Here is a 23619-nt window from a genome sequence, read left to right on the forward strand (position 1 = left end):
GACTATTGAAGTGAAGGAGCCCGGCGCTTCGCAAAAAGCACCGGGCTTCAGGATGATGCGATCGATCCGTCTGGAGCAGCCCGGTGCCGGACGGATGTCCGGTGCCGGGCCGCGTCCCAGGATCAGGCTGCGGCAGCGGCCTCGACGAAGCCGCGGGCCTGATCGACCCAACCGTCGCGGCCGATGCGGCCGTTGAGCTTGAGATCGGCATCGACCTTCGCGACGTCGCCCTCGCTCATGGAAGCGAGCTGCCAGTAATGATAGATGCCGGCCTCGTTGAGCTTCTGCACAATCTGCGGGCCGGCGCCGTTGAGCTTGGACAGGTCGTCGGGCGCGCCGCGGGGAGCCGAGAGCAGCTCGAAGTGCTCGGTGGACTCCACGAGGGCGGCGACATCGGCCTGGGTAACGGAGCCGGACTCGATGGAGGCCGCGCCTTCGTACTGCGGGATCTCCTCGGCGGTGGGCTCCTCGGAGGCGCCGAGATCGACGCCGCTCGAGCCCTGGCCGCGCGAGATGCCGTCGATGGCGGCACGGGCGATGAGGTCGCAGTACAGGGCGATGGCGCGACCGGCGTCATCGTTGGCCGGGACCACGTAGGTGATGCCGTCCGGATTGCAGTTCGTGTCGACGATGGCGGCGACGGGAATGCCGAGGCGCTGGGCCTCCTTGATGGCGAGCTGCTCCTTGTTCGTGTCGATCACGAACAGCAGGTCGGGCACGCCGCCCATGTCCTTGATGCCGCCGAGCGCCTTCTCGAGCTTGTCCTTCTCGCGCCCGAGCATCAGGCGCTCCTTCTTGGTGAGGCCTTGCGCGCCACCGTCGAGGATCTCGTCGACCTTACGCAGGCGCTGGATCGAGCCAGAAATGGTCTTCCAGTTGGTCAGCATGCCGCCGAGCCAGCGGGAGTTGACGTAGTACTGGGCCGAACGCTTGGCGGCCTCGGCGATGGTGTCGGCGGCCTGACGCTTGGTGCCGACGAACAGCACGCGGCCGCCCTTGGCGACGGTGTCGCTCACGGCCTGCAGGGCCTGGTGAAGGGCCGGCACCGTCTGGGCCAGGTCGATGATGTGGATGTTGTTGCGCGTCCCGAAGATGTAGGACTGCATCTTCGGGTTCCAGCGGTGGGCCTGGTGCCCGAAATGGGCGCCGGCCTCGAGAAGCTGACGCATGCTGAAATCAACGGCCATGATCTTGTGTCTCTCCGGTTATGCCGCCGCGGAGGAAGTGAACGGGCCCCTCGGGGCACCGATCACCGGAAACGCCTCATTCAGGCATGAGGCCGGCTCCGCGTGTGGAATGGGCGGGGCCTTACCAGACGGTTTTCGTGATGGCAAGGTTGGGCGGTCCAGACCGATCCATCAGGCCGGGTTGCCGCCGAACACGGCGGAAATGTCGGCCTCACCCATGATGCGATAGGCGCCGGCGGCGAGGTCGTCCGGCAGGGCGAGGCCACCGATTCGGTCCCGGTGCAGCGCCACGACGTGGTTGCCGATGGCCGCGAACATGCGCCGGACCTGGTGGTAACGGCCCTCGTGCAGGGTCACGGCCGCGCTGGTCTCGCCGTGGACCTCCGTCTCGACGGGCAGGAGCGGCTTGTCCTCCCCCTCCAGCATCAGGGTGCCGGAGGCGAAGATCGCCGCCTCGTTGCCTTTCAGCGGCCGGTCCAGGGTCACCTGATACCGCTTGGCGACGTTGGCTTTCGGGGAAATGATCCGGTGCAGCAGGGCGCCGTCGTCGGTGAGCAGGAGGAGGCCCGAGGTCTCCTTGTCGAGGCGCCCAACGGTGGAGAGGGCCGGGTCGCGTCGGCGCCAGCGGTCGGGCAGCAGACCGTAGACCAGCGGCCCCGCCTCCTTGTGCGAGCAGGTGACGCCCAGCGGCTTGTGCAGCATCAGGGCAACGCCCGGCGGCGGGTCGAGGGGTTCGCCGTCCACCACCATGCGCTGCGCCAGATCCGGCGTGACCGGAATGCGCTGGTCCGAATCCCGCAGGGGCGCGCCGTCGAGGACGACGAGGCCGGCGCCCGTGAGCAGCCCGATCTCCCGGCGCGAGCCGTAGCCCATGTTGGCGAGCAACCGGTCAAGGCGCAGGGTCGGGACCTTGCCCGCCTTGCTCATTTGCGCGCCTCGAACACCTTGTAGCCGCCGGACGCGGCCTTGACCTCGACGGTCTTGAAGGCGGCGTTGAGGGGCTTCTCGTAGGGCAGGTGCATGTTGGCGGTGAGCCACAGGGTGCCGCCGGGCCGCAGGGCTTCGGCCGCCCGGGCGATGAAGCCCTGGCCGAGCGCCTGATCCTCCGAACCGCCGTCGTGGAACGGCGGGTTCATCACCACGAAGTCGAGGCGACTGAGCCCGAGGTTGCCGGCGCGGATATCGGCCCATCGGATCGTGGCGCGCGGGTCGCCGACGTTGCGGGTCGCCATCTCGACGGCGCGCCGGTCGATGTCGATGAGGGTGAGCGCGGTCACCTTCGGCGAATGCAGCACGGAGCGCGCCAGGATGCCGAGGCCGCAGCCGAAATCGGCGCCGCTGCCGGAGAGCGGCGGCAGCAGCGACAGCAGCAGGGCCGAGCCCGGATCGAGGCGGTCATAGGAGAAGATGCCGGCCTGCGTGCACAGGGCGAGGTTGTCGATATGGCGCGGACCGCCCTCCTCCAACGCGGCGTCGAGATTCGCGACCGTCTCCGGCCGCTCGACGAGGCAGATGCGATGGTGGCGTCGCGCACTCTCGGAGGCGGGCGCTCCGAAGCCCGCGAGTTCCTTGGCGAGCCGCGAGCCGCCGCGATCCTTCGGCGCCAGGGCGGTCAGGCGTCCGCCGGGCCGCAGGGCGCGCAGGGCCTGGGCGAGGACGTAACGCCGCTCGATGGTTCCGGCGGGAGCCAGCACGTCGACGCGTTCCAGGCTCGCGGACTCGACATCCTCGATCCGGGGCGAGCCTGGAATCAGGGGCGAGACCTGAACGGCCCCGTCCGGGCTGTCGGTGAGTTCGGCGGGCGGCAGGCCGTAGACGGCGTGATGGAACGATGTGGTGGACATGGTGATGTGATTCCGCCGCGGCGGCGCACGCGCGCCCCGGCGGCCCTGAGCATGATGGACGGTCGAGGTTGGTTTCAGCCGCGCGGGAATTCCAGGCCCATCTCGCGGTAGCGCGCCGGATCGTCGGCCCAGTTTTCGCGCACCTTCACGTGCAGGAACAGGTGGACCGTCTGCTCGGCGGCCTCCGAAATCTCGCGCCGCGCCGCCTGCCCGATGGCCTTGATGGTCTGGCCGCCCTTGCCGAGCACGATGGACCGCTGGCTCTCGCGCTCGACGAAGATGGTCTGCTCGATGCGCACCGACCCGTCGGTGCGCAGCTGCCACTGGTCGGTCTCGACGGTGGAGCGGTAAGGCAGTTCCTCGTGCAGGCGGTCGTAGAGTTTTTCGCGCGTGATCTCGGCGGCGAGCATCCGGATGGGGGCGTCCGAGACCTGATCCTCGGGGTAGAGCCACGGGCTTTTGGGCATCATCCCAGCGAGCGTCGCCTTGAGGGTATCGATGCCGTCGCCGTTCAGCGCCGAGACCATGAAGGTGTGGGTGAAGGCGATACGCTCGTTGAGGGAGGCGGCGAGGGCCAGGAGGCGGTCGCGCGGGATGAGGTCGATCTTGTTGAGAATCAGAACCTTCGGGCGCTTCACGTCGGGGAGCTTGGCCAGGATCGCCTCGACCTCGTCCGAAACGCCCTTGCGCGCGTCGATGAGCAGGCAGACGGCGTCGGCATCCGAGGCGCCGCTCCAGGCGGAATGGACCATGGCGCGGTCCAGCCGGCGCTTCGGGGCGAAGATGCCGGGGGTGTCGACGAGGATGATCTGCGCCGCCCCCTCCATGACGATGCCGCGCACCAGCGCCCGCGTCGTCTGCACCTTGCGGGAGACGATGGACACCTTGGTCCCGACGAGGCTGTTCAGGAGCGTCGACTTGCCGGCGTTGGGAATGCCGATGAGGGCGACGAAGCCGGCGGTGGTGTTCTCGGGCATCGGGGCCGACGGCAGCGGCACCAGGGGCGGCAGCTCCACGTCGTCGTCATCGTGGTCGTGGTCGAAATCGGGATCAGGCATCGGAGGAATTTCCTTCGCGGACGTCCGCCGACGTCTCCATGGTTGAGTGGGGGGGCTGGTGCGGGGACTGGCCGAGCACGTCCCGCTCCAGCACGAGGCGGGCGGCCTCCTGCTCGGCGAGGCGCTTCGATGGACCGGTGCCGAAGCCGGGCGCGAACCCCTCGACCCGGGCGGCGATGCGGAACACCGGCGCGTGATCGGGTCCCGACCGCTCCACCACCTCGTAGACGGGAATCGGCAGGCCACGGCCCATGGCCCATTCCTGCAGGGAGGACTTGGCGTCGCGACCGCGCGGCGCGGCGGTGTCGACGCCCGGCGTGAACGCGGCCTCCACGATGGCCTTGGCCTTGGCGTAGCCGGCGTCCAGGAACACCGCGCCGAGGATCGACTCGCAGGTATCGGCCAGGATGGTCTGGTTGCGGCGACCGCCGCTCTGGACCTCGCCGGTCCCGAGCAGGAGGTGGGGCCCGACATCCCAGGCGGTGGCGACGGCGGCGCAGGTCTCGCGCCGGACGAGGCCGGCGAGGCGGCGGGACAACTCGCCCTCGTCCGCCCCCGGAAAGGCGGCGTACAGGAGGTCGCCGATGGCGAGACCGAGCACGCGGTCGCCGAGGAATTCCAGGCGCTGGTAGCTGCCGAGGCGCCCGTTACCGCCGGCCTTGCTGACATGGGTCAGGGCCAGCGTCAGGAGCTTCGGGTCGGCGAAGGCATGGCCGATCGCGGCCTCGAGCACGGCCAGGCCGGGCTTCGGACGGGGCGTGCGCCGCGCCCGGCTGGAGGGACGCGCCTCTTCGTCCACGATGGTCTCGATTCTGATGTCCGGCCTAGTGAATGGTGGTGAACAGGCGGCCCCAGCGGACCTTCGCCGGCCAGTTCCAAATCTGCCACGCCGGCGTGCCCTCGTCGATGGAGAAGAAGATCATCTCCGCCCGGCCGACGAAATTCTCGAACGGCACGAAACCGACGCTGGAGAGGTCACGCGAATCCGTCGAGTTGTCGCGGTTGTCGCCCATCATGAAGAACCGTCCCTCGGGCACGGTGTAGGGCTCGGTGTTGTCCCAGTAACCGTTGTCGCCGTCGCGCTCGATCACCCGGTGGGTGACGCCGCCCGGAAGGGTCTCGAGGTACTGCTCGACCTTCACCTGCTCGCCGTAGGGGCCGGTGGTCTCGAACGGCGCGATCTTCTCGCGCTTGACCGGCACGTCGTTGATGTAGAGCAGGCCGGCCTTCATCTGGATCTTGTCGCCAGGCAACCCGATGACCCGCTTGATGTAGTCGGTGGCGTTGTCCTTCGGCAGCTTGAACACCGCGATGTCGCCGCGCTTCGGGTTCGCCGCCCACACGCGGCCATCCGCCGTGAAGGGAAGGTACTCGCTCAACGGCAGGGAGTACTTGGAGTATCCGTAGGAGTATTTCGACACGAACAGGTAGTCGCCGATGAGGAGAGTGGGGACCAACGACCCGGAGGGGATGTTGAACGGCTGGAACAGGAGCGTCCGCACCACGAGGGCAATGAGCAGGGCCTGCCCGCCGACCTTCAAGGTCTCCTTGATGCTGGCCCAGGTCCCGGTCTCGGCCGCCTTCAGGTCATGCTTCGTCTGGTGGTCCACGCGGGCACGTTCCATCTGGCTGGCCTCTCCGATTCGATGCGGGAGGCCGGATTCCGCGCCTCGTCCGCCATCGACGGTGAGCGGCGGCATAGACCATGCGCGGTGACGCCGCAACGCGAGGTCCGGGGCCTCAGCCCCGTGAAGTGTCCGGCGGCACCGCCTCGATGATCACGAAGGCTTGCGCCATGGGCGGATCGTCCGTGAGGGTGACGTGGACCCGGACCTCATGGCCGACCGGGATCATGGCGGCGAGATGTTCCGCCGCCCCGCCGGTGAGGCGCAGGGTCGGGCGGCCGCCGGGTAGATTCACCACCTCCATGTCGCGCCAGAACACCCCTCGGGCGAGCCCCGTTCCCAGGGCCTTGGCGCAGGCCTCCTTGGCGGCGAAGCGCCGGGCGTAGGACGGCGCCCGCGCGGCGCGACCGTCGCATTTCGCCCGCTCGCCCTCGGTGAAGACCCGGTGGGTGAAGCGCTCGCCGTAGCGTTCGAGGGACCGCTCGATGCGGCGGATGTCGCAGAGGTCGGACCCGATCCCCAGGATCACGCGCCCGCTCCCGCGCGGGCCGCATCCATTGCCGCCCGCATGTCGCGCACCGCCTGGGCGAGGCCGACGAAGATCGCCTCGCCGATGAGGGCGTGGCCGATGTTGAGTTCGGCGATCTCGGGCAGGGCCGCCACCGGCCCGACGCTGTCGAGGGCAAGGCCGTGACCGGCATGGATCTCGAGGCCAAGGCCGGCCCCATACGTCGCCGCACGGGCGATACGGGCCAGTTCCGACGCGATGCGGGCGGCGTCGCCCGCTGCCACTGCTTCGCAATAGGTGCCGGTGTGAAGCTCGACCACGGGGGCGCCGAGGCGGTGGGCCGCCGCCATCACCGCCTCGTCGGGCTCGACGAACAGGGAGACACGCAGACCCGCCGCGCCGAGCGCTGCGATGCGGGGCGCGAGGTGGTCGTGGCCGCCGACGATATCGAGGCCGCCTTCCGTAGTGCGCTCCTCGCGCTTTTCCGGGACGAGGCAGGCGGCGTGGGGACGCAAGCGGATCGCCAGGGCGACCATCTCGTCCGTGGCCGCCATCTCGAAGTTGAGGGGCACCGTCAGCACGCGGGCCAGCGTCTCCATGTCGGCGTCGCGGATATGCCGGCGGTCCTCGCGCAGATGCGCGGTGATGCCGTCGGCCCCGGCCTCCACGGCCATGAGCGCCGCCCGGATCGGATCGGGATGCGCGCCGCCCCGCGCGTTGCGCACCGTGGCGACGTGATCGATGTTCACGCCGAGACGCAGGGCACCGGGCAAGATGGGACGTGGGGACATGGTTCGGACGGGCTCCAGACGCGATCCCCCTAACGCGTCACGGCCGGGCCGTTCGTCTCGGGGGATCCGGCTCCTACATAGGGGTCGGACACGCCAACGGGGATACGGGACGCCATGGGAATTCTCGACGGGCTGCTCGGCCACGGCAGCGACCTCTCGCCGGCGGAGGTGAACGAACAGCTCGCCGGCATCCTCACGCAGGGCGAAACCGTGCAGGTCGCCTTCCGGGTGGTTCGCGACCTCATCGTGTTCACCGACCGCAGGCTGATCCTCGTGGACAAACAGGGGCTCACCGGCCGCAAGGTGCAGTACATGACAGTGCCCTACCGGGCGATCACCTGCTTTTCCGTCGAGACAGCGGGCAGCTTCGATCTCGATTCCGAGCTGAAGATCTGGGTTTCGGGCCGCGAGCCGATCCAGAAGACCCTCAAGCGCGGCGCCGACATCCTGGGCATCCAGCAGGCCATCGCGGCGTCGCTTCGATAGGCGCGGAACCTCACGCGATCCGTTCGGTTGATTTTCGAATTTCCTTTTGCCGGCTCAAGGAGCGCCCGATGCCGCGCCTGATTTCCGCGACCCTCGCCCTCGCGCTCACCTGTACGGCCGCCTTCGCCGACCAGCCTGGGGCGGACTGGATGCCCGCCGATCAGGTCAAGCAGAAGCTGATGGCGACGGGCTACACGAGCATCACCGAATTCGAGGCCGATGACGGGCATTGGGAGGGGGAAGGCGTGAAGAACGGCGTGACGATGCAGTTCCACGCCGATCCGAAGACCGGGGCGATCCTGTCGGAGAAGCCTAACAAGTAGCGGGGACCGCGAACAATGCTCGGCAACGGCGAGATCGTCGGCCGACTGCTGCTGGCCGCCGTGCTCGGCAGCGCCATCGGGTTCGAGCGCGAACGCCTCGCCTGGGCGGCCGGCATGCGCACCCACATGCTCGTTGCCGTGGGCGCCTGCCTCATCATGATCGTCTCGGCCTACGGCTTCTCCGAGGTCCTGAGCCGGCCCAACATCGTGCTCGATCCCTCCCGCATCGCCGCCCAGGTGGTGTCGGGCATCGGCTTTCTCGGCGCCGGCACCATTCTGCTGCGGGGCGAGGTGGTGAAGGGGCTGACCACGGCCGCGAGCCTGTGGGCGGTGGCGGCCATCGGCCTCGCCTCGGGTGCGGGCCTCACCGTTGCGGCCTTCGCCACCACGGTGATCGTGCTCGTGATCCTGGCCGGGGTGAAGCCCTTCGAAGAACGCTACCGGGCGTCGATCGGGCAGCAGGGCCTGCGTGTGATCGCTGAACGCGACGCGTTCTCCTTGCCGCTTCTGAGGGACCTCGCCGGCCCCCACGCGCCGCGCATCCGCCAATTCGTCGCGCGCCAACGCCACGAGGACGATCAGGACGAGATCACGGTCGCCTTCGCCCAATTGCCGAACCGTAAGGTCGAGGAGATCGCGACCCGCCTGCGGCACCAGGCGGGCATCCTGAGCGTGGATGCGTGCCACATCGTCTGATAGCGCCGGAGCGCATTCCTTGACATTGTAGCCAAATGATTTAAGCGCCAGCCCTCGCGTTCGCTCCGGCTGGGGGCTGAACGGATGGTGCCGATTCGTCGGCATAGGGGCAAAGTCCAAGTCGGACCTTCTCCGTCGTCCGGTGTCTCCGCCTTCGATCAACCGCTCGGGCCTTCAAACGGCTCGAAGGGCTTGGCGCCGGAGGACTCGCGTACGAACCGGCCCGACGCGTTTTGCTTCCATACAACTCCGCCGTCGGGTCCCTTTGGATATGAAGGGCCCGTTAATGCCTCTTTACGAACACGTCTTCCTGGCGCGCCAGGACGTGACGACCCAGCAGGTCGAGACCATGGTCGAGACCTACAAGGGCGTCATCGAAGCCAATGGCGGCAAGGTCGAGAAGATCGAGATGTGGGGCGTGAAGTCCCTCGCCTACCGCATTAAGAAGAACCGCAAGGCGCATTTCACGCTTCTCAACGTCGACGCCCCTCCGGCGGCGCTCGCCGAGATGGAGCGCCAGATGCAGATCTCCGAGGACGTCCTGCGCTTCATGACCGTCCGCGTCGAGGAACTCGAGTCCGAGCCGTCGGCGATGATGCAGAAGCGCGACCGCGACGACCGCAAGGATCGCGAGCGCGGCCGTCGTCGTGACGATGAAGGCTTCGGTGGCGGTGGTGGATTCGGCGGCGACCGCGATCGCGGCGACCGTGGTGACCGGGGCGACCGTCCCGAGCGCAACTTCGGCGGGGAGGCTTAAGCGATGGCATTCGGTGCTGGACCCGGCGCGGCGCCTGCCGCTGGTGGTGGCGCGGGCGGCGGACGTCGTCCGTTCTTCCGTCGTCGCAAGACCTGCCCGTTCTCGGGCGCGAACGCGCCCAAGATCGACTACAAGGACGTCAAGCTCCTGTCGCGCTACGTCTCCGAGCGCGGCAAGATCGTGCCGTCGCGCATCACGGCGGTGTCGGCCAAGAAGCAGCGCGAGCTCGCCCAGGCGATCAAGCGCGCCCGCTTCCTCGGCTTCCTCCCCTACGTGATCAAGTAAGCGCGTCGCCCCGGCCCGGTCACCGGGCCGGGGCACCCCTCGCCGTCTTGAGCGAGGAATTTCGTACCGGTCTTCGATGGTGAGGGCCGGGAGTCGTTGGGGCGCCAAGCGCCTCTAACCCTGCCCGGCATCGGGACAGTGGGACAGCGGGATCGATGGGTCAGTTTCTCGGAATCGGTATCGGCGCGGGTCTCGTCTCCGCTCTCCTGTTCAGCCTGCTGCTGAAGGGGACGGCGCTCGCGATCCTGCTCTACCTCCTCGCCCCCATCCCGATCCTCATCGTCGGCCTCGGCTGGAGCCACAAGGCGGCCCTCGTCGCCGCGCTCGCCGGAAGCCTCGCCCTCGCCGTTGCGGTGCAGCCCTTCCTCGGCCTCGGCTTCCTCGCCTATCTCGCCCTGCCCGCCTGGTGGCTCGCCTATCTCGCGCTGCTCGGCCGCCCCGGCGCCGACGGCACCATGGAATGGTACCCGACCGGCCGCCTGCTGGCCTGGACCGCCGGCACGGCGGCCCTTGCCTTCGTCGCCATCGCGGTGATCGCGGCCCCGAACTACGAGACCTTCCAGACGCAGCTGCGCGACATGACGCGCACCCTCGTGACGATCCAGACGCAGGGACGTGCGGCCGGTCCGGCTCGGCCCGCTCCGGACGCGGCAAATCCCGCTTCGCCCGGCGCCGACTCCGCGAAATCGGTCGACGTGAAGCCGGATGCGCTCAATCTGGACGGTGCCAAGTCAGACAGTGCCAAGTCGGACAATACCAAGCCGGACGATGCCCTTAAGGACGACGTCGCCGATGCCCTCGCGCGCATCGCCCCCGGCCTCGCGGCGCAGGGCTTGGCCGTTCTCCTCGTCTTCTACCTCTGGGCCGCCGCCCGCATCGTGAAGGTGTCGGGGCGCCTGCTCCGCCCCTGGCCCGATCTACCCTCGACGCGGATGCCGCGCCGGGTCCTCGGCATCCTCGCCGTCGCCCTCCTACTCGTCTTCGTGCCGGGCTATCCCGGCGTGCTTGGCGTGGCGCTGGCGGGTGCCCTGAGTGCTGCCTTCGCCATCCAGGGGCTCGCCGCCTTCCACGACCGCAGCCGGGGCCGCCCCGGGCGCCTCGCCCTGCTGCTCGGCCTCTACCTCATCCTGTTCGTCACGCAGGGCGTCGCCTTCGTGGCCCTCACCCTGTTCGGCATCGCCGACACCGCCCTCGACCGGCGCCGTCCCAAGGACGCGTCCGGGCGACCCTAGTGTCTCTCACAAAAACTCCCGCTGCACCGTCGGTCTCGGAACGAGAACTGTTCGGGACCGGGAGTTTTTGTGAGGCACTCCGAGCCCGCCACCGACCCGTCGTCGGTGATTTTCGATCCCCTCCAACCAAAGGACCACACCCATGGAAGTCATCCTCCTCGAGCGCGTCGCCAAGCTTGGCCAGATGGGCGAGACCGTGAACGTGAAGCCGGGCTACGCCCGCAACTTCCTCCTCGCCCGCGGCAAGGCCCTGCGCGCCACCGCCGGCAACAAGAAGCACTTCGAGACCCAGCGCGCCCAGCTCGAGGCACGCAACCTTGAGCGCAAGACGGAAGCTCAGGGCGTCGCCGAGACCCTCGAGGGCAAGAGCTTCGTGCTCATCCGCCAGTCGGGCGAGACCGGCGTCCTCTACGGTTCGGTCTCTACCCGCGATCTCGCCGAGGTCGTCACCGCCGAGGGCTTCTCGGTCAACCGCGACCAGTTCGCCCTCAACCAGCCGATCAAGACGCTGGGCCTGCACACCGTCCCGGTGGTGCTCCACCCCGAGGTCGAGGTGTCCGTCACCGTCAACGTCGCCCGCTCCCCCGAGGAGGCCGAGCGTCAGGCCCGCGGCGAGTCCACCACCGAGCGTGAGGCCTTCAACCTCGACGATCTCGGCCTGGAAGTCGGCGCCGCCCTCGCCGAGGCCGGCGACGATCGCGAGTAAGCCTCATCACCGTCCCTTGGGGCGGTGGACAATGGGGAAGATCGCCCGCACGGGTTGACTTGTTCCCCGTATGTTCCAGCATGGACGCCCGCGCCTCCCCGAGTCGCGGGCGTCCGCATGTTCGCGGTGCACGAGGCCGGACGGGCCTCGCCACCTTCGCGAAGGCGCTCGGTTTCGTGTCGGGGGCGCCCCCTACGGGGATTTTGTCAGGGACACTTAACCATGGCGGTCCATGGTCGGCCCCTGAATGACATTGGTGGGGAGCCCGGCTCCCCATGCACGAAGACAACGCGTCGGAGCCTCGAGTCAGCCCATGGCCCTGCCCAATGCCCTCGTGGCGAACCTTCAGCCGGTGACGCAGGAATTTCGCGTCGCGCCTCACAACATCGATGCCGAGCAGGCCCTGCTCGGCGCAATCCTGGTCAACAACGACGCCTATTATCGCATCTCGGACTTCCTCCTCGCCGAGCACTTCATGGAGGACGTCCACCGCCGGATCTTCGAGGTGGCCGCGAGCCTGATCAAGGGCGGCAAGCTCGCCACCCCCATCACGCTGAAGACTTATCTCGGCGACGCCGACCTCGGCGGCCAGACAGTGATGCAGTACCTCGCCCGCCTCGCGGCCGAGGCCACCACGGTGATCAACGCGGGCGATTACGGCCGCACCATCTACGATCTCGCCATCCGGCGCCGGCTCATCACCATCGGCGAGGACCTCGTCAACGGCGCCTATGAGGCCCCGGTGGAATCCTCGCCCCGCGACCAGATCGAGGGCACCGAGCGCCGCCTCTACGAACTCGCCGAATCGGGCAAGTACGACGGCGGCTTCCAGAAGTTCTCCGAGGCCCTAACCACCGCCGTCGACATGGCGGCCAAAGCCTATCAGCGCGAGGGCAAGCTCTCGGGCATCGCCACGGGGCTGTCAGACCTCGATGCCAAGATGGGCGGCCTGCAGCCGTCCGATCTCATCATCCTCGCGGGCCGCCCGGCCATGGGCAAGACCTCGCTGGTGACCAACATCGCCTTCAACATCGCCAAGGCCTACCAGGGCGAGAAGGGGGCGGACGGCATCACCAAGACCGTGAACGGCGGCATCGTCGGGTTCTTCTCCCTCGAAATGTCGGCCGAGCAGCTCGCCACCCGCATCATCGCCGAGCAATCCGGCGTGCCGTCCTATAAGATCCGTCGCGGCGACATCCGTCCGGAGGACTTTTACAAGATCACCGATGCCGCCCGGGACATGCAGACGATCCCGTTCTACATCGATCAGACGGGCGGTATCTCCATCGCGCAGCTCGCCGCGCGGGCCCGCCGCCTGAAGCGCCAGAAGGGCCTCGACCTCCTCATCGTCGACTATCTCCAGCTCCTGTCGGGTTCCGGCAAGCGCTCGGACAACCGCGTGCAGGAGATGACCGAGATCACCACGGGCATGAAGGCGCTGGCCAAGGAACTCGCCGTGCCGATCATCGGCCTGTCGCAGCTCTCGCGTCAGGTGGAGAACCGCGAGGACAAGCGCCCGCAGCTCTCGGATCTGCGTGAATCGGGCTCCATCGAGCAGGACGCCGACGTGGTGATGTTCGTGTTCCGCGAGGAATACTACGTCAACAACAAGAAGCCCCGAGAAGGCACGGAAGAGTTCTTCGCCTGGGAAGCCGAGATGAACCGCGTCCACGGCAAGGCCGAGGTGATTTTGGGCAAGCAGCGCCACGGCCCCACCGGCACCGTGGAACTGCAGTTCGACGCCAACATCACCCGGTTCTCGAACCTCGCGCAGTCGGACCGGATTCCCGATCAGCATATGTGATCCGATCCACATTGGTCTGTTGGGGTACCGCGCTCCCCAGCGCGGCCCTCCCCGCTCCAAGCGAAGTGAGACAGCATGTGATCGCACCGAGCCACGGCGCCACCCTCACCATCGACCTCGGGGCCATCGTGGCGAACTGGCGCCGCCTCGCCGCCGAAGCGAACGGCCTCGCCTGCGCCGCCGTGGTCAAGGCCGATGCCTATGGCTGCGGCCTCGCGCGGGTGGCGCCGGCCCTATGGGCGGCCGGGTGCCGGACCTTCTTCGTGGCGCATCTCGGCGAGGCCGTCGCGGCGCGCGCCCTTCTTCCGCAGGCGACGATCTATGTCCTGAACGGGCTCCTGCCCGGGTCCGGACCCGTCTTCACCGCGCACGCCCTGCGTCCGGTCCTCGGTTCGCACGAGGAGATGCGGGAATGGGCGGCCCTGGGTGTCGCGTCCAGCCGTCCCCTGCCCGCCGCCCTCCACGTCGACACCGGCATGAACCGCCTCGGCCTCTCGGTGGCGGAGGCCCTCGCGCTGGCCGGTGATCCCCTCGTACGCCAAGCCGGGATCGACCTGCTGATGACCCACCTCGTCAGCGCTGAGTTGCCGGCCGAGGCCATCAACGCCCGTCAGGCGGCGGATTTCTCGCGGCTGCGCGCGGCTTTACCCGGCTTGCCCGCCTCGTTCGCGAACTCCTCCGGCGTTTTCCTCGGGTCCCCGGCCCATCACGATCTTCTCAGGCCCGGCTACGCCCTGTTCGGCGGTAATCCCACGCCCGGGTCCCCGAACCCGATGCGGCCGGTGGTGCGCCTCGAGGCCACCATCGTTCAGGTCCGTACCGTCTCGGCGGGCGAATCGGCCGGGTATAACGGCCGCTGGACGGCCGATCGCCCGCGCCGCCTCGCCACCCTGTCGCTCGGTTACGCCGACGGCTATCCCCGCGCCGCGAGTGGCCGGGGCACCGCCCTGGTGAACGGCGTCCCCTGCCCCATGGTCGGCCTCATCTCCATGGACCTCGTCATCCTGGACGTGACCGACGCACCGGAGCCTAAGCGCGGCGACACGGCCGTGCTCATCGGTGACGGCCTCGACATCGACACCGTGGGCCGGGCCGCCGGCACCATCGGCTACGAGATCCTGACGGGGCTGGGTTCTCGCTATGTTCGCCATTATGTGACAGGACCCGAGGCCTGAGGGGCCTCTTCCGGACGCGTTATGGCCAAGATCCAACAGACCTTCGTGTGCCAGTCCTGCGGGGCGGTCTACAATCGCTGGCGGGGGCGCTGCGAGGCCTGCAACGGCTGGAACTGCATCGCCGAGGAGAGCAGCGCCGCCGGTCCCCAATCCGGTCCGGTCAAGACGCGGCCGAGCCGGGCCAAGGGCCGGGTGTTCCCTCTCGAGGGCCTCACCGGCGAGGTGAAGCAGGCCCCCCGCATCCCCTCCGGAATCAACGAACTCGACCGCGTCACCGGCGGCGGCTTCGTGCGCGGCTCGGTGATCCTGCTCGGCGGCGACCCCGGCATCGGTAAATCGACCCTGCTCATGCAGGCCACCGCCGCCATGGCGCGCACCGGAGAACGCGTCGTCTACATCTCGGGTGAGGAGGCGGTGGCGCAGGTGCGCCTGCGGGCCGAACGCCTCGGCCTCGCCGACGTGCCGGTGGAACTCGCGGCCGAGACCAACGTCGAGGACATTGTCGAAACCCTGTCGCAGGGCACCCCGCCGGCCCTGTGCATCATCGATTCGATCCAGACCATGTGGACCGAGACGGTTGAATCGGCGCCCGGCACCGTCACGCAGGTGCGCGGTTCGGCCCAGACCCTGATCCGCTTCGCCAAGACCACCGGCACGGCGGTGATCCTGGTCGGCCACGTCACCAAGGATGGCCAGATCGCCGGCCCCCGCGTGGTCGAGCACATGGTCGATGCCGTGGCCTCGTTCGAGGGCGACCAGGGCCACCATTTCCGGATCCTGCGGGCGGTGAAGAACCGCTTCGGTCCCACCGATGAGATCGGCGTGTTCGAGATGACCGATATGGGGCTGGCCGAGGTGCCGAACCCCTCGGCCCTGTTCCTGGCCGGGCGCGACCACGCCGCCCCCGGCACGGCGGTCTTCGCCGGCATGGAGGGCACGCGCCCCCTCCTCGTGGAGATCCAGGCCCTCGTTGCCCCCTCGTCCCTCGGCATGCCGCGCCGGGCCGTGGTCGGCTGGGACCCGAACCGCCTGTCCATGGTGCTGGCCGTTCTCGAAGCCCACGGCGGCATCCGCCTCGGCACCCACGACGTCTATCTGAACGTCGCCGGCGGCCTGCGGATCGGAGAGCCGGCGGCGGATCTGGCGGTCGCCGCCGCTCTGGTCTCGTCCCTGTCGGGCGCGGCTTTGCCGCCCGAGACGGTGTATTTCGGCGAGATCGGCCTCTCGGGCGCCATCCGGCCAGTGGCCCAGGCGCCGGCCCGCCTAAAGGAAGCGCTCAAGCTCGGCTTTGCCAAGGCGGTGACGCCGCAGGGGCGCGGCGAGGGCGGCGGCGACGGGTTTCCCACGGAGGCCCTGCGCCACATCGCCGACCTCGTCGCCGGCATCGCCAGCAACGGCCCACGCCGGGTCGGTTCGGGCCGGGGACGGGCCGCCGTGGAGTACGACGAGGACTGAAGGGTCAAGCGCCAGGGGCGGTCCATCGGCCGCGAGGGTGACGACCGAGATTCGGCACGATATACAGGGCCGCGGCCCGGGGAAGCCGCAGCTCCTATCAATTGTTGCCGCAACTCCCTACGAAGTGACAATCGCCCGCGATGCCGTTCTCCGTTCTCGATCTCGTCGTGCTCGGCATCGTCGTGGTGTCCGCGTTGCTCGCGGCCGTTCGCGGGGCCACCCGCGAGGTGCTGGCCATCATCGCCTGGGTGGCCGCCGCGGCCGTCGCCTGGAAGCTCTATCCCCTGCTCCTGCCCACTGTGAGCCAGCAGGTCACCAACGCCACCGTGGCCCTTGTGGTCTCCATCGCGGCGATCTTCCTCGGCACCCTGATCGTGGTCTCGATCATCACCGTGAAGGTGTCCGACATGATCCTCGATTCGCGCATCGGCGCCGTCGACCGGTCCCTTGGATTCCTGTTCGGCGCCGGGCGCGGCTTCCTCATCTGCGTGATCGGCTGGGTGTTCCTCGCCTGGCTCGTCCAGGGCAAGATGCCCGATTGGGCCGCCCAGGCCCGCAGCCGGCCGATGCTGGAGAAATCCGGCGAGGCCCTGGTGGCGCAACTGCCCGAGAATCCCGAAGGGCTTCTGAAGCAGTTCAAGAAGCCTAAGGTCGAGACCCCGGCCGATCCCGTCGAGCCGCCGGAAGGCGACGTGCCGGTGCAGCGCCGGAGCGATGCGCCGTCCCCAGCCACGACCGCGCCGCGACGCTGATCTGCGCGCCGGCGCTTGGTGCCGGCGCCCAGGCCGCTTACATGGCGGTTCTCGCATGACGGTTCGCTGACAGTCGCGGGCAACCAGGGATGCACCTCACCATGTTTCCAGTGAAACCGAGTGCCCGTCCGCCCGCCGGCACCGTGGACGGCCTCGACCGCGACGGCGACACCCTGCGCGAGGAATGCGGCGTCTTCGGCATCTTCGGACACCCTGACGCCTCGGCCATCGTAGCGCTTGGCCTCCACGCCCTCCAGCATCGCGGGCAGGAAGCAGCGGGGATCGTCTCCTTCGACGGGTCGGTGTTCCATTCGGAGCGTCGGCCGGGCCTCGTCGGCGATTCGTTCTCCGACGGCGAGACCATCGCGCGGTTGAAGGGACAGGTCGCCATCGGCCATGTCCGCTATTCGACTACCGGCGGCACCATCCTGCGCAACGTCCAGCCACTCTTCGCCGAACTCGCCAGCGGCGGTCTGGCGGTGGCGCATAACGGCAATCTCACCAACGCCCTGTCGATCCGCCGCGACCTCGTGCGCGATGGCGCAATCACGCAATCCACCTCCGACACGGAGGTGATCCTGCATCTCGCGGCGCGCTCGCGGGCCCCGCGCATCGTCGAGCGCTTCACCGAGGCCCTGAAGCAGATCGAAGGCGCCTACGCCATCGTGGCGCTCACGAACAAGAAGCTCATCGGCGCCCGCGATCCCATGGGCATCCGTCCCCTGGTGCTCGGCGAACTCGACGGACGCTACATCCTGGCCTCCGAGACCTGTGCCCTCGACATCATCGGCGCGAAGTTCATCCGCGACGTCGAGAACGGCGAGATCGTGGTGATCTCCGAGGAGGGCATCGAGTCGATCCGGTTCGCCCCGGCCCGGCCCATGCGCCCGTGCATCTTCGAGTACATCTACTTCGCCCGGCCCGACTCGGTGGTGAACGGCAAGAGCGTCTACGCCGTGCGCAAGAACATCGGCCACGAGCTCGCCCGCGAATCGGCGACCGACGCCGACGTGGTGATCCCCGTGCCGGATTCCGGCGTGCCGGCCGCCCTCGGCTTCGCCCAGGAGACCGGGCTGCCCTTCGAGATGGGCATCATCCGCAACCACTATGTCGGCCGCACTTTCATTCAGCCGACGCAGTCCGTGCGTGAACTCGGCGTGCGCATGAAGCACTCGGCCAATCGCGCCGTGGTCGAGGGCAAGCGCATCGTCCTCGTGGACGACAGCCTCGTGCGCGGCACCACCTCCATCAAGATCGTCCGGATGATGCGCGAGGCCGGCGCCAAGGAGGTGCATTTCCGTATCGCCTCGCCGCCGATCACCTATCCGGACTTCTACGGCATCGACACGCCGGAGCGCGAGAAGCTGCTCGCCGCCACCCACGATCTCGAGGGCATGCGCCGCTACATCGGCGCCGATTCCCTCGCCTTCCTGTCCATCGAGGGCCTGTACAAGGCCATGGGCGAGGAGCGGCGCGACGAAGCCTGCCCGCAATACACCGACCATTGCTTCACCGGCGATTATCCGACGCCCCTGTCCGACATGGCCATCACCGGTCCCCGGCGACTGGCGATGCTGGCGGAAGCCGACTGACGCCATGGCGCTCGATCCGCATCGTTCCCTGGCGGGGCGCGTCGCCGTGGTCACCGGCGCGTCGCGCGGCATCGGCCGCGCCGCTGCCCTCGCCCTGGCCGAGGCCGGTGCCCATGTCGTCGCCGTCGCCCGCACGCAGGGCGCCCTCGAAGAACTCGACGACGCCATCCGGGCGGCGGGATCGAGCGCGACGCTCGTTCCCCTCGATCTGACGGATTACGACGCCATCGACCGCCTCGGGGCGGGCCTTTACGAGCGCTGGAAGCGCCTCGACATCGTGGTGGGCAATGCCGGCATCCTCGGCAACCTCACGCCGCTGGGCCACGTGACGCCCAAAACCTGGGCGCAGGTGATGGATATCAATGTCACGGCGAACTGGCGCCTCATCCGCTCGTTCGATCCGCTCCTGCGCGCCTCTGATGCCGGCCGGGCGATCTTCATCACCTCCGGCGCCGCGCAGAAGTGCCGGGCCTATTGGGGACCGTATTCCGTCTCCAAGGCGGCCCTCGACGCCCTGGTGCGAACCTATGCGGCCGAGACCGAGACGACGCCGATCCGCGCGATGCTGGTCAATCCCGGTCCCCTACGGACGGACATGCGCCGCGCCGCCATGCCGGGCGAGGATCCCGAGAGCCTGCGGACGCCGGAGGATCTCGCCCCCCACCTCGTCCGCCTGGCGAGCCCCGCCTGGAGCGAGACGGGCCTGATCTACGACTTTCCGAGCGACCGCCTGCTCACCCCGCGCATGGCGGACTGACGGCGGCGCGCCGCCGGGTCCAAGACCGATGCTCCCCTGAAGGCTTGTGACACCATGATCGACGTCCGCTGCATCTGCGCCATCGGCCTCCGGGGACAGCTCGGCCTCAACGGGCAGCTGCCGTGGGAGGGCAACACCGATCCCCTGTTCGTCGAGGACGTGACCCGGTTCTTCGCCCTTACCATGGGCCATGTGCTCATCGCCGGGCCGAAGACCGTGGCGTCGGTGCCGGACTTCGCGTTCAAGGACCGCACCATCGACGTGATCCGCAGTCACGAGGATCCGGAAGAGGTGCTCAAGCGCTATCCCGGCCGGCGCATCTTCGTGGGCGGCGGGATCGCCGTGTGGAACGTCTACGCGCAATACATCCAGCATTGGGACGTGACCCGCCTGCCCTACGACGGAGAGGCCGACCGCTGGTTCGATCCGGCCTGGCTCGTCGGTGGGCCCCTGCGCGCTTGAGGGCACAACCGGCGCCGTGACGGGTTGAGGCAAGCCCACCCGTTCCGAAAGCGCCCGATGAGCCAGCACAGCTACCAGTTCGGCATCGAGGAAGAGTATTTCCTGGCCGATGCCGAGACCCGGGGGACGCCGGATCGGTCCCTCGCCGCCTTCCACGAGGCGGCCGGCGCCGCCCTGCCGGAAATCGGCCGCGAACTCCTCGAATCCCAGGTCGAGGCCTGCACGCCGCCGTCCGAGGGCTTCGCCGAGGCGCGCGACATCCTCGTCCATCACCGCGCGACCCTGGCGCGGATCGGCGCTAAGCACGGGGTGCTGGTCTTCGCCGCCGGCACCCATCCCGTGGCGGCGTGGTCGCGTCAGGCCGTGACGCAGGGCGAGCGCTACACGGGCATCCTGGCAGATGTGGGGTTGGCCGGACGGCGCAGCCTGATCTGCGGCATGCATGTTCATGTCGAGGTGCCGGACCCGGATTCGCGGGTCGACCTCATGAACCGCCTGCTGCCGTTCCAGCCGATCCTCCTCGCCCTGTCGGCCTCGTCGCCGTTCTGGCAGGGCAAGCCGACGGGACTCGCCGCCTATCGCCTCAGCGCGTTCGGGGAGCTTCCCCGGACCGGCCTGCCGAACCTGTTCGCCGATCGGGCGGCCTACGAACGTTACGTCCGCATTATGACGCGGGCCGGCTCCATCGCGGATGCGAGCTTCCTGTGGTGGTCCCTGCGCCCGTCCATCAAGTTCCCGACCCTGGAACTGCGCATCGCCGATTCCTGCACGCGGGTCGACGACGCCGTGACCATCGCGGCCCTGTATCGCTGCCTCGTGCGCTGCGCCGTGCGCCGTCCTGAGTTGAACGCCGGCCTCGACGGCGTCTCGCGGGCCCTGGCACAGGAGAATCTCTGGCGCGCCCAGCACGGAGGCACGAAGGCCGAGCTGATTGATGAGGCGAGCGAGACAGCCATCCCCTTCGCCGAGGCCCTCGATGGGTTGCTGACCCTGATCCGCGAGGACGCCGAGGCACTCGATTGCCTGAGCGACGTCGAGGCCGCACGATATATCGTCCGCGACGGCACCAGCGCGGACGGTCAGATCGCGGCCTTTGAGGCCGCCGGGGGTGAGGCGGGCGCATCGTCCGTCGCGGCCGTGGTGGACTGGCTGGCGCGGACGACACGGGGCGAAGCCGTCTCAGGTTGAGACGCCGCGCTTTTCACGCGTTAGGACGGGGGCGAACACCACCTGAGTTAGCATCACGACTTGGTTTAGGCGAAGATCGAGCCTTCCTGCCATGTCGGATGCCATCACCCGCCGCATCGTGCTGTTTCTCGACGGGACGTGGAGCGACGACAACGCCAAGAATCCCCTGACGAATGTCGTCCGGCTGCGCGAGGCCTTGAAGATCGGGATCGACCGAGGCAAGGCCCAAGACCCGCCATCCGACGCCCCGGTCGAGGGCAGCCGTGTGAAGACCGATCAGGGCGAGGTCGAATACGTCGTCTCTTACGATTCCGGCGTGGGAACGGGTGTGTGGGACCGGGTGTCGGGCGGCCTGACCGGCGTGGGGTTGGACGACAAGATCCGGCAGGCCTATCGCTTCCTCAGCAAGCATTACCGGCCGGGCGACGAGATCCATCTCGTCGGGTTCTCGCGCGGCGCCTACACGGCCCGCAGCATCGTCGGCTATCTCTTCGCCGCGGGCCTGTTGAAGGCCGAGCACTGCACGCCGGAGCGCGAGGAGGAAGCCTGGCGCTATTATCGCACCCGTCCGGGCGACCGCGCTCGCGGCGATTGGCGTGCCCTCGAGCCGTTCCTCAACGACGTCGATTGCCTGAGGATCAAATCGCTGGCCGTGTTCGATACGGTGGGCGCCCTCGGCATTCCAAGCCGCTTTCTCCTCGCGGCGAACCGGCGCCGGTTCGAGTTCCACGACACCCAATTGTCCTCCATCGTGGAGAACAGCTTCCACGCCGTGGCCATCGACGAGCACCGCCCCTCCTTCGAGGCCGCCCTGTGGCATAGGCCGAAGGTCAAGCGCCTGGCGAACGGCCACCATGTCGAGCAGGTGTGGTTCCCCGGTGCCCATGCGGATATCGGCGGCGGCTATAGCCGGTGGAACGACGGCGAGGGCGGTCGCCAGGACATTGCGTTCGCGTGGATGCATCGGCGCCTCGTGGACCACCTGGGCCTCCACTTCGCGGATCTCGACCCGAACGCACCCGCACCGGCGTTGCGCTGCGATCCCCCCGCGCACCTGACATCGCCCATCCACCGGCCCTGGGACATGGTCGATCACATCCGGTCACAGGCCGCCCGGGCCATCAACCAGACGCGACCGTTGGCGTCCTATGGCTCTCCGACGAAGGGGCGCGGGACCGTCGCGGTCGGTCTCATGGCGAACGAAGACCCGATCTGCGAGATGATCCACGTCAGCGCCCTCGCCCTCCTGGATGCGGCGGAAGAACCGACCATTACCCTCGCGTGGGAAAAACTCTCCCAACGCTATCCCTACCGACCGCCGAATCTCATCGCGGTCCTGCCCCTCATCGCCTTCACCTACCGGGCTTGGGACCCGGCGGCCTGGGAAATCTGGAAGCCGTATGCCGATGCGATCCCCCGCGTCACCGCGGAGCCCCGACCCCTGTCGATCGTGGGGTGGGACGGGCAGGTTCTCCCCGCGCACCCGCCGGAAGACGCCCTGCCGGCGGACGACGACAACGTCTTTCGCTATCTCGGGACAGATCCGAAGGCCTTCGGTCTGTCCCGGGCCTCAACCCTTGTTCTCTTTGTCGAACGGGTTCTTGGAGGTTCGCAGGGAGAGGCGAATCGGCACGCCGGGTAGCACGAACGCCTCGCGCAGGCCGTTGACGAGGTAACGGGTGTAGGATTTCGGCAGGCCGTCGAGCTGGTTGCCGAACAGGGCGAAGTGCGGCGGGCGGGCCTTCACCTGGGTGGCGTAGCGGATCTTGATGCGCCGGCCCGACACGGCCGGGGGCGGATTGCGCTGCGTCGCCTCGCTCAGCCAATCGTTGATGCGCGAGGTCGAGACGCGGGTGTTCCACACCGTCTCGGCGCCGACCACAGCCTGCATGAGCTTGTCGATGCCCTCGCCCGCGAGGCCCGAGAGCGGCACCACGGGGACGCCGCGCACCTGCGGCAGCAGACGCGTGCAATCCTCGCGCAACTTCTTCAGCAGCCCGTTCTGGTCGGCGACGAGGTCCCACTTGTTGAGGCCGATGACCAGCGCCCGGCCCTCGCTCTCGATGAGATCGACGATGGTGAGATCCTGCTTCTCGAACGGGATCGTGGCGTCGAGGAGCACGACAACCACCTCGGCGAAGCGCACGGCGCGCAACCCATCCGAGACCGCGAGCTTCTCGAGCTTATCGTCGATCCGAGCCTTGCGGCGCATGCCGGCGGTGTCGTGGAGCTTGATCCGGCGTCCGCGCCACTCCCAGTCCAGGGAGATCGAGTCGCGGGTGATCCCGGCCTCGGGGCCGACGAGGAGGCGTTCCTCGCCGAGCATCCGGTTGATGAGAGTCGACTTGCCGGCATTCGGGCGGCCGACGATGGCGACCTTGAGGGATCGGTCGGACGGATCCTCGTCCTCGTCGTCCTCGTCGGGCTGCGGCAGAACCTCGGACAGGGCGTCGTGGAGTTCGCCGATGCCCTCCCCGTGCTCGGCCGAGAACGGGATCGGATCGCCGAGCCCCAAGGAGAACGCTTCGTAGGCGCCGCTCAGGCCCGCGCCGCTCTCCGCCTTGTTGGCGATGAGGATCACGGGGCAGCCGGCCCGGCGCACGAGTTCGGCGAAGGGCTGGTCGGCGGGCAGGATGCCGGCGCGGGCATCGATGACGAACAGCACCACGTCGGCCTCGAGGATCGCCGCCTCCGTCTGGGCCCGCATCCGGCCCAGCAGCGAATCGGCGTCCGCCTGTTCGAGACCGGCGGTGTCGATGATGCGGAAGACGAGGCCACCGAAATTGACGTCGCCCTCGCGCCGGTCGCGGGTCACGCCGGGGCGGTCGTCAACGAGGGCGAGCTTCTTGCCCACGAGGCGGTTGAAGAGGGTCGACTTGCCGACATTCGGCCGTCCGACGATCGCGACGGTCGGCATGTCCATGGTGTGCTCGATT

Annotated in this window: 25 protein-coding genes; 16 read left to right on the forward strand and 9 right to left on the reverse strand. The window is 68.5% G+C overall.

Annotation, left to right across the window (positions count from 1 at the left end; genetic code table 11):
* Positions 1-122: 122 nt before the first annotated feature.
* The 8 genes from MFF01_RS10130 to MFF01_RS10165 form a co-directional block, all read right to left on the reverse strand.
* Positions 123-1187: a 30S ribosomal protein S2 gene (locus tag MFF01_RS10130; protein WP_238224688.1), complete on the reverse strand. Its 1065-nt coding sequence runs from the start codon at positions 1185-1187 to the stop codon at positions 123-125.
* A gap of 171 nt (positions 1188-1358) precedes the next feature.
* Positions 1359-2114, reverse strand: coding sequence for a pseudouridine synthase (locus MFF01_RS10135; RefSeq protein WP_238224689.1), 756 nt, complete (start codon positions 2112-2114; stop codon positions 1359-1361).
* Positions 2111-3031 carry a class I SAM-dependent methyltransferase gene (locus MFF01_RS10140; protein ID WP_238224691.1) on the reverse strand — a complete coding sequence of 307 codons (921 nt, stop codon included), beginning with the start codon at positions 3029-3031 and terminating at the stop codon, positions 2111-2113. Before MFF01_RS10140 ends, MFF01_RS10135 begins: the two co-directional genes overlap by 4 nt.
* A 74-nt stretch (positions 3032-3105) precedes the next feature.
* A complete protein-coding gene (era, locus tag MFF01_RS10145; protein ID WP_238224693.1) occupies positions 3106-4089 on the reverse strand; it encodes a GTPase Era in 984 nt (327 codons plus the stop codon).
* The gene (rnc, locus tag MFF01_RS10150; protein WP_238224704.1) at positions 4082-4888 is read right to left on the reverse strand and encodes a ribonuclease III; all 807 of its coding nucleotides are present in this window, start codon (positions 4886-4888) and stop codon (positions 4082-4084) included. Before rnc ends, era begins: the two co-directional genes overlap by 8 nt.
* Before the next feature lie 25 nt (positions 4889-4913).
* Positions 4914-5714, reverse strand: coding sequence for a signal peptidase I (lepB, locus tag MFF01_RS10155; protein WP_238224706.1), 801 nt, complete (start codon positions 5712-5714; stop codon positions 4914-4916).
* A gap of 115 nt (positions 5715-5829) precedes the next feature.
* Positions 5830-6243: a holo-ACP synthase gene (acpS, locus tag MFF01_RS10160; protein WP_238224721.1), complete on the reverse strand. Its 414-nt coding sequence runs from the start codon at positions 6241-6243 to the stop codon at positions 5830-5832.
* Complete coding sequence (locus MFF01_RS10165; RefSeq protein WP_238224723.1) at positions 6240-7013, reverse strand: pyridoxine 5'-phosphate synthase; 774 nt, start codon at positions 7011-7013, stop codon at positions 6240-6242. Before MFF01_RS10165 ends, acpS begins: the two co-directional genes overlap by 4 nt.
* 114 nt (positions 7014-7127) lie before the next feature.
* Between MFF01_RS10165 and MFF01_RS10170 the strand changes: the two genes are divergently transcribed.
* From MFF01_RS10170 to MFF01_RS10245, 16 genes are all read left to right on the forward strand, one after another.
* On the forward strand, positions 7128-7499 hold the full coding sequence (locus MFF01_RS10170) for a PH domain-containing protein (RefSeq protein WP_238224725.1): 372 nt from the start codon (positions 7128-7130) through the stop codon (positions 7497-7499).
* A gap of 68 nt (positions 7500-7567) precedes the next feature.
* The gene (locus tag MFF01_RS10175; protein WP_238224727.1) at positions 7568-7822 is read left to right on the forward strand and encodes a PepSY domain-containing protein; all 255 of its coding nucleotides are present in this window, start codon (positions 7568-7570) and stop codon (positions 7820-7822) included.
* A 15-nt stretch (positions 7823-7837) separates the two neighbouring features.
* Positions 7838-8518 (forward strand): MgtC/SapB family protein, encoded by a 681-nt coding sequence (locus MFF01_RS10180; RefSeq protein WP_238224729.1) that lies wholly within the window; start codon positions 7838-7840, stop codon positions 8516-8518.
* Positions 8519-8804: 286 nt separating this feature from the next.
* Positions 8805-9275, forward strand: a complete 471-nt coding sequence (gene rpsF / locus MFF01_RS10185) for a 30S ribosomal protein S6 (RefSeq protein ID WP_238224731.1) — start codon at positions 8805-8807, stop codon at positions 9273-9275.
* 3 nt (positions 9276-9278) lie between these two features.
* Positions 9279-9560, forward strand: a complete 282-nt coding sequence (rpsR, locus tag MFF01_RS10190; RefSeq protein ID WP_238209240.1) for a 30S ribosomal protein S18 — start codon at positions 9279-9281, stop codon at positions 9558-9560.
* 155 nt (positions 9561-9715) lie between these two features.
* Entirely contained in the window at positions 9716-10792 is a 1077-nt protein-coding gene (locus tag MFF01_RS10195) for a DUF2232 domain-containing protein (RefSeq protein ID WP_238224745.1), read from the forward strand.
* A gap of 142 nt (positions 10793-10934) precedes the next feature.
* Entirely contained in the window at positions 10935-11498 is a 564-nt protein-coding gene (rplI, locus tag MFF01_RS10200) for a 50S ribosomal protein L9 (protein ID WP_238224747.1), read from the forward strand.
* 313 nt (positions 11499-11811) lie between these two features.
* Positions 11812-13302 (forward strand): replicative DNA helicase, encoded by a 1491-nt coding sequence (locus MFF01_RS10205; RefSeq protein ID WP_238224749.1) that lies wholly within the window; start codon positions 11812-11814, stop codon positions 13300-13302.
* A gap of 77 nt (positions 13303-13379) precedes the next feature.
* The gene (alr, locus tag MFF01_RS10210; protein WP_238224757.1) at positions 13380-14477 is read left to right on the forward strand and encodes an alanine racemase; all 1098 of its coding nucleotides are present in this window, start codon (positions 13380-13382) and stop codon (positions 14475-14477) included.
* Between the two features lie 21 nt (positions 14478-14498).
* The gene (radA, locus tag MFF01_RS10215) at positions 14499-15932 is read left to right on the forward strand and encodes a DNA repair protein RadA (protein WP_238224768.1); all 1434 of its coding nucleotides are present in this window, start codon (positions 14499-14501) and stop codon (positions 15930-15932) included.
* A gap of 140 nt (positions 15933-16072) precedes the next feature.
* Positions 16073-16684, forward strand: a complete 612-nt coding sequence (locus tag MFF01_RS10220; protein WP_238224770.1) for a CvpA family protein — start codon at positions 16073-16075, stop codon at positions 16682-16684.
* Positions 16685-16785: 101 nt separating this feature from the next.
* Entirely contained in the window at positions 16786-18276 is a 1491-nt protein-coding gene (gene purF / locus MFF01_RS10225) for an amidophosphoribosyltransferase (protein WP_238224772.1), read from the forward strand.
* Between the two features lie 4 nt (positions 18277-18280).
* Entirely contained in the window at positions 18281-19033 is a 753-nt protein-coding gene (locus MFF01_RS10230) for an SDR family NAD(P)-dependent oxidoreductase (RefSeq protein WP_238224774.1), read from the forward strand.
* 54 nt (positions 19034-19087) lie between these two features.
* Positions 19088-19495, forward strand: a complete 408-nt coding sequence (locus tag MFF01_RS10235; protein WP_238224776.1) for a dihydrofolate reductase — start codon at positions 19088-19090, stop codon at positions 19493-19495.
* Between the two features lie 57 nt (positions 19496-19552).
* On the forward strand, positions 19553-20683 hold the full coding sequence (locus tag MFF01_RS10240) for a carboxylate-amine ligase (RefSeq protein ID WP_238224785.1): 1131 nt from the start codon (positions 19553-19555) through the stop codon (positions 20681-20683).
* A gap of 91 nt (positions 20684-20774) precedes the next feature.
* Positions 20775-22325, forward strand: coding sequence for a T6SS phospholipase effector Tle1-like catalytic domain-containing protein (locus tag MFF01_RS10245; RefSeq protein ID WP_238224787.1), 1551 nt, complete (start codon positions 20775-20777; stop codon positions 22323-22325).
* Here the strand turns inward: MFF01_RS10245 and der are convergent.
* Positions 22254-23606, reverse strand: coding sequence for a ribosome biogenesis GTPase Der (gene der, locus MFF01_RS10250; RefSeq protein ID WP_238224795.1), 1353 nt, complete (start codon positions 23604-23606; stop codon positions 22254-22256). The genes MFF01_RS10245 and der overlap by 72 nt on opposite strands.
* Positions 23607-23619: the final 13 nt, after the last annotated feature.

Origin of the sequence: Methylobacterium adhaesivum (assembly GCF_022179065.1) — a bacterium.
GTDB lineage: Bacteria > Pseudomonadota > Alphaproteobacteria > Rhizobiales > Beijerinckiaceae > Methylobacterium > Methylobacterium adhaesivum.

Coding starts and splice junctions, on each gene's coding strand:
- der (WP_238224795.1), bottom strand. CDS start 23,606: ATGGACATGCCGACCGTCGCGATCGTCGGACGGCCGAATGTCGGCAAG.
- era (WP_238224693.1), bottom strand. CDS start 4,089: ATGCCTGATCCCGATTTCGACCACGACCACGATGACGACGACGTGGAG.
- MFF01_RS10245 (WP_238224787.1), top strand. CDS start 20,775: ATGTCGGATGCCATCACCCGCCGCATCGTGCTGTTTCTCGACGGGACG.
- MFF01_RS10230 (WP_238224774.1), top strand. CDS start 18,281: ATGGCGCTCGATCCGCATCGTTCCCTGGCGGGGCGCGTCGCCGTGGTC.
- rpsF (WP_238224731.1), top strand. CDS start 8,805: ATGCCTCTTTACGAACACGTCTTCCTGGCGCGCCAGGACGTGACGACC.
- MFF01_RS10235 (WP_238224776.1), top strand. CDS start 19,088: ATGATCGACGTCCGCTGCATCTGCGCCATCGGCCTCCGGGGACAGCTC.
- MFF01_RS10180 (WP_238224729.1), top strand. CDS start 7,838: ATGCTCGGCAACGGCGAGATCGTCGGCCGACTGCTGCTGGCCGCCGTG.
- purF (WP_238224772.1), top strand. CDS start 16,786: ATGTTTCCAGTGAAACCGAGTGCCCGTCCGCCCGCCGGCACCGTGGAC.
- radA (WP_238224768.1), top strand. CDS start 14,499: ATGGCCAAGATCCAACAGACCTTCGTGTGCCAGTCCTGCGGGGCGGTC.
- rpsR (WP_238209240.1), top strand. CDS start 9,279: ATGGCATTCGGTGCTGGACCCGGCGCGGCGCCTGCCGCTGGTGGTGGC.
- rplI (WP_238224747.1), top strand. CDS start 10,935: ATGGAAGTCATCCTCCTCGAGCGCGTCGCCAAGCTTGGCCAGATGGGC.
- MFF01_RS10135 (WP_238224689.1), bottom strand. CDS start 2,114: ATGAGCAAGGCGGGCAAGGTCCCGACCCTGCGCCTTGACCGGTTGCTC.
- MFF01_RS10240 (WP_238224785.1), top strand. CDS start 19,553: ATGAGCCAGCACAGCTACCAGTTCGGCATCGAGGAAGAGTATTTCCTG.
- MFF01_RS10175 (WP_238224727.1), top strand. CDS start 7,568: ATGCCGCGCCTGATTTCCGCGACCCTCGCCCTCGCGCTCACCTGTACG.
- MFF01_RS10195 (WP_238224745.1), top strand. CDS start 9,716: ATGGGTCAGTTTCTCGGAATCGGTATCGGCGCGGGTCTCGTCTCCGCT.
- MFF01_RS10130 (WP_238224688.1), bottom strand. CDS start 1,187: ATGGCCGTTGATTTCAGCATGCGTCAGCTTCTCGAGGCCGGCGCCCAT.
- MFF01_RS10205 (WP_238224749.1), top strand. CDS start 11,812: ATGGCCCTGCCCAATGCCCTCGTGGCGAACCTTCAGCCGGTGACGCAG.
- MFF01_RS10165 (WP_238224723.1), bottom strand. CDS start 7,013: ATGTCCCCACGTCCCATCTTGCCCGGTGCCCTGCGTCTCGGCGTGAAC.
- MFF01_RS10140 (WP_238224691.1), bottom strand. CDS start 3,031: ATGTCCACCACATCGTTCCATCACGCCGTCTACGGCCTGCCGCCCGCC.
- MFF01_RS10220 (WP_238224770.1), top strand. CDS start 16,073: ATGCCGTTCTCCGTTCTCGATCTCGTCGTGCTCGGCATCGTCGTGGTG.
- MFF01_RS10170 (WP_238224725.1), top strand. CDS start 7,128: ATGGGAATTCTCGACGGGCTGCTCGGCCACGGCAGCGACCTCTCGCCG.
- lepB (WP_238224706.1), bottom strand. CDS start 5,714: ATGGAACGTGCCCGCGTGGACCACCAGACGAAGCATGACCTGAAGGCG.